Genomic DNA, 6,491 nt, shown 5'->3' with positions numbered 1-6,491 from the left:
GTGAGGGCTTTGATCTGGGGACGTTCGTGGAGCTCATCAACCCGGTGATCAACACCTTTGAGATGCGAGATGACGACGGCCGGATCTCGAACGCGGGGATCTGGTGGAAGGCCGACGGATTGAAGCCCGCGGCGCGTCCCGTTGCCACGAAGCCGCCTGCGGGTTCGGGTAGCGCTGCGTCAGCTGCGGATAAGGCGAGCAAAGCGGCCTAGCGGATCTTCTAGCCCTCCCCAAATCGCGTGAGGTTGGCGGCCCGTTTCGAGTCGGGCGAGGGCGCAAATTTGCAGTTTGACAATTCCAGAGTGGGCCGATCTATGCCTAAAACACGCGCCAGCTGTGGTGGCGCGCCTTAATTCCCAAGTTCTCCTTGGGGATTTTGGGGTCTCACCACAGTCTGTTCGGGAGGTTGTCGAAATGATCGTTGATTTGCTGTTCTGGCCGATTGTTGCCGTGTTGCTATGGGCGCTTGTGGTCGCCTCCCCGGTGGGAGGGGTGGCGACGATCGCGGCCAGCGTCGCAGTGCTTATCGCGGCTGGCGGGAAGGAGAAGGCGAAGAGATGAGCAGGGTGAATGGTCGACGGTTGCGCAGGCGCTACGTCCAGCGCCTCGAGCGCGCTCGACGGGAGTTCGCGAACGACGCGCACGCACCGGCGGGATATCGCGACGGATTTTGTGCTGGTTTGGAGTTTGCGCAGACAGTGTTACGGAAGGGGTAGGGGCTCATGGAGTGCATCGACAACATCATTCGCGCCGCCTATTCGGCGCTCATCGATTTCGAGAAGCGTGCGGAGGTTAACCGCGAAGCGATGGTGGCAGTTGGTAACGCTGTCCGATTCCTGGTGGCCGATCTGGAATCGGCCAAGGGGCTCATCAAGGTCTGAGATTACGAAGGGTGTCGATGTGATTAACGCGATTGTGAACAAGGTAGCGATGGAGCGCTACCGCGACTTTTTGTCAGCGACCGACGAGGTGATGTTGGCGCTGATTGAGTGCGACCAGCACATCAAGCGCCTGGACCGGAAGAAGTCCCAGGGCAGCTGGGTGGCGTGCACGGCGCAGGAGCTGCGCTCCTTCCAGAAGAAGGCGATGGACCAGATCAGCGAGTTACGCAAGGTCGCGAAGAACCACGAGGCAGAACTAATTTCTCGCGAATGGAGGCTGTGACCGATGTCCGTTCAGCTGGACCGAATTCTCGACGGTATCTCGGCGTCGATGCGCCGTTTGAAGCGCGCGATGCGCGGTGTGCCGGTGAACAAGCACGGCTTCCGCAGGCAGCACGACGAGACAGCTATCGCCGTGGCGCGGCTGGTGGTGGGTTTGGAGGACTCCCGCATCGCCCTGAATTAGCGCCTATCCGGCGACAAGTGAACACAGCACGAGTTGGGGTAGCGACCGGCCCGAGCCCTTCTGCGATGAGGGGCGTGGGCCGGTCGCCCCCCTTTCCACGCACTGGAAGAAGGGGACAACAACCGATGCTTCGCACAACTACTCAACCCACGACCACCACGAAGCGACGGATGGGCCGGGAGATGAAAGCGGCTGCCTGGGCAGCTCGGCATCCCGGCGCGATCGCGCTACCGGGCGGGGTCGCGGCGAGCACGATCGAACTTGGCTACGCGCCGACTGGCGGCATCCTCGGCGGTGCCGTGCTGGGCATGGCCGCCTGGTACCGGGCGCACCCGGCGACTTTCGACACGCTTGCCGCGCCGTTGCTGCGCGGGTGGCGCCGCCGCTGGACCAGCTACATCGGTCCGCGCTGGTCGCACGCTTTGCAGGATTGCGAGCTGGTGCGGCAGCACCGCAAGACCGGTGAGCTGCTGGTGCCGCGCGTGCTGCGGGTCCGCGCCTACTCCCCGAACGTCGACACGGTCTACGTCAAGCTCGTGCCCGGCCAGCACGCCCGCCAGTGGGAACAACAACTTCCGGAGTTGGCGGTCGCGTTGAACGTTCAGCGCATCGCGATCGAACGCATCAAACCCCGGGTTATCGCGCTGATCATTGAGCGGCGTGAACCGTTCACCGAAGTCATCGACGCCCCGGAGATGGTGCACGACCCCGACGCGGTGGACCTCACCTCGGTGTATGTGGGAGAGACCGAGCAAGGTGGAGACTGGCGTGTGCCGGTCCTTGGTCAGCACGAGCTCGTCGCGGGCGCGTCCGGGGCGGGTAAGAACTCCCTTGCGTGGTCGAAGATGCGCGCGATGGCCCCGCTGATCCGCGACGGGATCGTGCGGCTGTGGGTGGCCGATCCGAAACAAACCGAGTTCGCTGCTCTGCAGCCGGTGGCTCATGGCTACGCCAACAACACCGACGACGCGGTCGATCTGTTTCATGCGTTTCGACAGGACATGGAACGCGTCCAGCACGCGACCGCAGAGCAGGGCAAGCGAGCGTTCACCCCGAGCCGGGAAACGCCGCTGAACGTCCTCATCGCCGACGAACTTGGCGCGTTGCTCGCCTACGGGGATTCGGCGCGGGAGCTGCGGAAACCGATGGCGTTGATCGGGTCGCAGGGCCGCGCCACCGGGCATGTCTTGTGGGGGTTCGTGCAGGAGCCCTCCAAGGACATCGTGCCGATGCGTGACCTGTTCACCTCGCGAGTGTGCCTGCGCGTAACGAGTGCTTCGCACGTGGACATGGTCCTTGGCGAGGGTGCCCGCGAGCGCGGAGCGCTGGCCGACGAGATTCCCAACACCCCGGACACCGCCGGAATCGGCTATGTCATCCGCCAGCGCACCCGCGCACCCCAGCGAGTGCGGGCCGCGTACGTCTCTGACGACGAGATCGACGAACTGATCCAGTTCCTCCGCCCCGGCCAACAGGCCGAGCAGCCGGGCGAGGTCGTCACCTTGCGGGGGGCGGCCTGACATGCGGACCACGCAGCAGCCGCCGGAGCTGCCCGACGGAGTGTGCGACGCGTGCGGCGGCTCTGGATTCGATCCAGCCGAGTTCTACCAGCCATACCCCGAGCTAGGGCACCTGAGCACGCCATGCCCTGCCTGTGACGGGACCGGCGAACAACCTACTAACGAAGGGAGCGAATAGCCATGTGGCGTCTCGGATTCAAGTTCTGGCGGGCATGGGTGTGGCTGCGCGTGCTCATCCCTACCGCGCTGCTGCTATGGGCAGTGCACCGCGTCTATGGGGCGGGCACCGAGTTCCGCATCGTTGCGCTGTTCCTGCTGGGGATTTCGCTAGGGACCGGGTTCGTCCTGGGCGACCTTGCCCGACGCGAACTCGGCGGCACCCTCGGTCGACAAGTCAGGGGGCTACGACGATGAACCACGAACAGCTCGCTCTATTCGGAACGGCACAACAGATACCACCCCAGCCGTCGACGTGCCCCACCGCGAGTCGCACACCACGGCCTCGGCGGCACACACCCGACGCGGCCATCGAGGTGCTATCCGAGGTTCGTGACGGTCGCTACGGGATGTTGGACGACACCGACTTCGTCATGGTGTTCACCGAGCCCGACCGAGTCCGTAAGGCCGTCGATGACGACCTCGTGCACCACCTCATCGCGGCCGGGCTCATCCGGTGCGGCAGCAAGCGAGACACCCTCGCCTGTCTGCACGGGGCGATACGCCGTCCCGTCACGCCACTAGCGCTCACCGCAAAAGGACGGACCCAGCTTGCCCGCTGGTGCGCGCTACACCCGCTCAAACGCAAGTGAATGTCTGGATCGGCTGGTCACCCCGGCCGATCCATGCGCGGGGTGGCCAGCCCCTTCGGTGAAAGGTCACCACCCCATGCTGACGCTCGATGATCACATCGCCGCCCGTGTGCAGCGGGCCGACTACATCCACTGGCGCCACAAAGTCGAATCCGTTGGCGGATGCGCCAAACCCATCCGCCTGACCGGCACCCACCGACTGGAACACAAATCCACCGGCACACCGATCTACCACGCGGAGGGCGACGTCTTCGTCGCGTGCGGCAACCGCCGGGAAAGTGTCTGCCCCACCTGCGCCGACCGCTACGCCGCCGACGCTTTCCACCTCATCCGCGCCGGGCTGGCTGGTGGCAGCAAAGGCATCCCCACCAGCGTCACCGACAAACCCCGTGCCTTCGTCACCCTCACCGCACCATCGTTCGGTGCCGTGCACAACGTCCGCACATCACGTCGGGGCCGCTCGATGCCCTGCACCGGGTGCGGCCAGTACCACCACCCGGCAAACCCGATCATCGGCACGCCCGTCGATCCCCACACCTACGACTACGTCGGCGCCGTCCTCTGGCAAGCCCATGCCGGCCAGCTCTGGGCGCGCTTCACCCAGCGGCTGCGCCGCGAACTCGCCAAAGCCGCTGGCATCCGAGTTCGAGAGGTTGGCGAGTACCTGCGCTTGTCCTACGGCAAGGTCGCCGAATACCAGCGGCGCGGACTGGTGCACTTCCACGCCGTCATCCGTCTCGACGGGCCGGACGGACCAGCTGACCCCACACCCGGGTGGGCCACCCTCGACGTGCTGGATGCGGCTATCCGAGCAGCCGCCGCCTCGGTCACCATCACCACCCACCGGCCCGACGGGCAGGCCCTGGACCTGGCGTGGGGCGAACAGGTCGACATCCGCCGAGTCAACCCCACCACCGTTCAACGGGTTGAAGGGCCGGACGGGTCGATCAGTGAAGCAGCGCTCGCCGGATACGTTGCCAAATACGCCACCAAAGGCACCGGCAAAAGCGAAGCCGCCGATCGACCCATCCGCAGCCAAGAAGACATCGACTACCTCGACGTGTCCGACCACCACCGGCGCATCATCCAGACCGCTTGGGACCTCGGCAGCCTCGACAACTACGCCGATCTCAACCTGCGCCGCTGGGCACACATGCTGGGCTTCCGCGGCCACTTCCTCACCAAATCCCGGCGCTACTCCGTCACCTTCGGCCAACTTCGCGCCGCCCGCCGAACCTGGCGACTGGCCACCAACCTCGCAGCCGCCGAACTCGACCCCAACGACGTCCTCGTCATCAACGACTGGCGCTTCGACGGTGTCGGCTACACCAACGAAGCCGAACGCGAGCTAGCCGCCGCCATCGCCACCCGCATCCGCCAACACCGAGCACTCAAACACCGAAAGGACAACGACCATGCCCAAGCTGCTTAGCGTCGAGGACCTCTCGGACATCCTCGGCATCCCCGTCAACACCCTCTACCAATGGCGCACCAAAGGCTACGGGCCACCCGGCTGCCGGATGGGCAAGTACGTGCGGTACCGCCCTGAGGACGTCATGCAGTGGGTGGCCGAGCAGGTCAAGAAGGCGGTGGCCTGATGCAGATCCGGCTCATGGGCACCCCGACCGAACTCACCCGCGCCGCTGCCGTGCTGGCCCAGGTGCTCACCGTGCACCGGGTCAGCGACATCTACCCCAACCGCGGCGCCACCGAGCAGGGCCGGCTCTACCTGGACGCCGCCCTACCACCGGAGCCGAAGGAGGTGCGCTGATGCCTCGGCCACCGCTGCCGCTCGGCACGCACGGCAAGATCCGGGTGTACAAGCTGGGCCCCAGGCGGGTCCGGGCTCGCACCAACTACCGCGACTACGACGGGGTGACACGCCCAGTCGAGCGGATCGGCAGGAGCAAGGCCGACGCGGAGAACAGGCTCAAGGAGGCCCTGCGGGACCGTACCCGGGCTGGTAGCAGTGAGGAGATCACCAGCCGGTCGAAGGTCGCGGCGGTGGCGGCGCTGTGGCTGCGGGATCTTCAGGAGTCAGACAAGGCACTGCGCACCAAGGAGACCTACCGCCAGGCGTGGGAACGGGATCTGGCCTCGGCGGTCGGCAATCTCCAAGTCGGTGAGGTCACCGTGGGGATCGCGGATCGGGTGCTGCGGGCGATCCGGGACAACACGGGGCTGGGCAGCGCCAAGCACGCCCGGGTGGTGCTCACGGGGATCTTCGACCTGGCGCTTCGGCACGAGGCCATCAAGAGCAACCCGATCCGCAACGTCCCGGGGCTCACCGCCGGCGGCAAGAAGGCCCCCGGGCAGAAGGCCGGGCCGGTGCTGTCGGCCGAGGAGCTGCCCAAGCTCCGCGAGCACCTGCGCTCCCTGCCTCCCGAGCGGCAGCACGACCTGGTCGACCTCGTCGACCTGCTGGCCGCGACCGGCTGCCGGATCGGCGAGCTGCTGGCGTTGGACTGGAGCCGGGTTGACCTCGACGCCGGCACGATCCGCATCGAGGGCACGGTGATCCGCGTGCCGGGCAGCGGGCTGATCGTGCAGCCGCACACCAAGTCCACCGCCGGGATGCGCACCCTGAAGCTCCCGGCCTGGGCGGGGGAGGTCCTGCGCCGCCGGGCGGCGGCCGGCACCAGCTCGTGGGTGTTCCCCTCGACCACGGGCACGCTGCGCGATCCGGACAACACCCGCAAGCAGCTCCGGATGGCGGTCAAGGGCACCCCCTGGGAGGGGCTGCACCCGCACGCCTTCCGCCACCTGGTCGCCACCCACCTCGATGAGGCCGGGCTGACCGCACGACAGATCGCCG

The 6,491-nt window shown here is 66.4% G+C and carries 10 protein-coding genes and 1 pseudogene; all 11 read left to right on the top strand.

Going from position 1 to position 6,491, the window contains the following annotated elements; all coding sequences use genetic code 11:
- Positions 1 to 212: pseudogene (locus YWY_RS24425) on the top strand (hypothetical protein); the annotation flags it as partial.
- A 202-nt stretch (positions 213 to 414) separates the two neighbouring features.
- A complete protein-coding gene (locus tag YWY_RS24100; RefSeq protein ID WP_156899191.1) occupies positions 415 to 561 on the top strand; it encodes a hypothetical protein in 147 nt (48 codons plus the stop codon).
- Between the two features lie 161 nt (positions 562 to 722).
- Entirely contained in the window at positions 723 to 881 is a 159-nt protein-coding gene (locus tag YWY_RS24095; RefSeq protein ID WP_156899190.1) for a hypothetical protein, read from the top strand.
- Positions 882 to 900: 19 nt separating this feature from the next.
- Positions 901 to 1,164 carry a hypothetical protein gene (locus YWY_RS0110300; protein WP_156899189.1) on the top strand — a complete coding sequence of 88 codons (264 nt, stop codon included), beginning with the start codon at positions 901 to 903 and terminating at the stop codon, positions 1,162 to 1,164.
- Between the two features lie 3 nt (positions 1,165 to 1,167).
- Positions 1,168 to 1,347 carry a hypothetical protein gene (locus tag YWY_RS0110295; RefSeq protein ID WP_028847533.1) on the top strand — a complete coding sequence of 60 codons (180 nt, stop codon included), beginning with the start codon at positions 1,168 to 1,170 and terminating at the stop codon, positions 1,345 to 1,347.
- Between the two features lie 182 nt (positions 1,348 to 1,529).
- Positions 1,530 to 2,867 (top strand): FtsK/SpoIIIE domain-containing protein, encoded by a 1,338-nt coding sequence (locus YWY_RS21375; RefSeq protein ID WP_156899188.1) that lies wholly within the window; start codon positions 1,530 to 1,532, stop codon positions 2,865 to 2,867.
- 566 nt (positions 2,868 to 3,433) lie between these two features.
- Positions 3,434 to 3,676: a hypothetical protein gene (locus YWY_RS0110280; RefSeq protein WP_028847531.1), complete on the top strand. Its 243-nt coding sequence runs from the start codon at positions 3,434 to 3,436 to the stop codon at positions 3,674 to 3,676.
- A 76-nt stretch (positions 3,677 to 3,752) separates the two neighbouring features.
- Positions 3,753 to 5,108 carry a replication initiator gene (locus YWY_RS0110275; RefSeq protein WP_028847530.1) on the top strand — a complete coding sequence of 452 codons (1,356 nt, stop codon included), beginning with the start codon at positions 3,753 to 3,755 and terminating at the stop codon, positions 5,106 to 5,108.
- Positions 5,092 to 5,274, top strand: coding sequence for a helix-turn-helix domain-containing protein (locus tag YWY_RS0110270; protein WP_028847529.1), 183 nt, complete (start codon positions 5,092 to 5,094; stop codon positions 5,272 to 5,274). Before YWY_RS0110275 ends, YWY_RS0110270 begins: the two co-directional genes overlap by 17 nt.
- Positions 5,274 to 5,447, top strand: a complete 174-nt coding sequence (locus YWY_RS24295) for a hypothetical protein (RefSeq protein ID WP_169725239.1) — start codon at positions 5,274 to 5,276, stop codon at positions 5,445 to 5,447. The genes YWY_RS0110270 and YWY_RS24295 overlap by 1 nt, the downstream gene beginning before the upstream one ends.
- A partial coding sequence (locus tag YWY_RS0110260; protein WP_028847528.1) for a tyrosine-type recombinase/integrase occupies positions 5,447 to 6,491 on the top strand: 1,045 nt, incomplete at its 3' end. The genes YWY_RS24295 and YWY_RS0110260, both read left to right, overlap by 1 nt.

Origin of the sequence: Thermocrispum agreste DSM 44070 (assembly GCF_000427905.1) — a bacterium.
Lineage (GTDB): Bacteria > Actinomycetota > Actinomycetes > Mycobacteriales > Pseudonocardiaceae > Thermocrispum > Thermocrispum agreste.
Note: the sequence above shows the minus strand (reverse complement) of the source record. Positions and strands in the feature narration are given on the sequence as shown.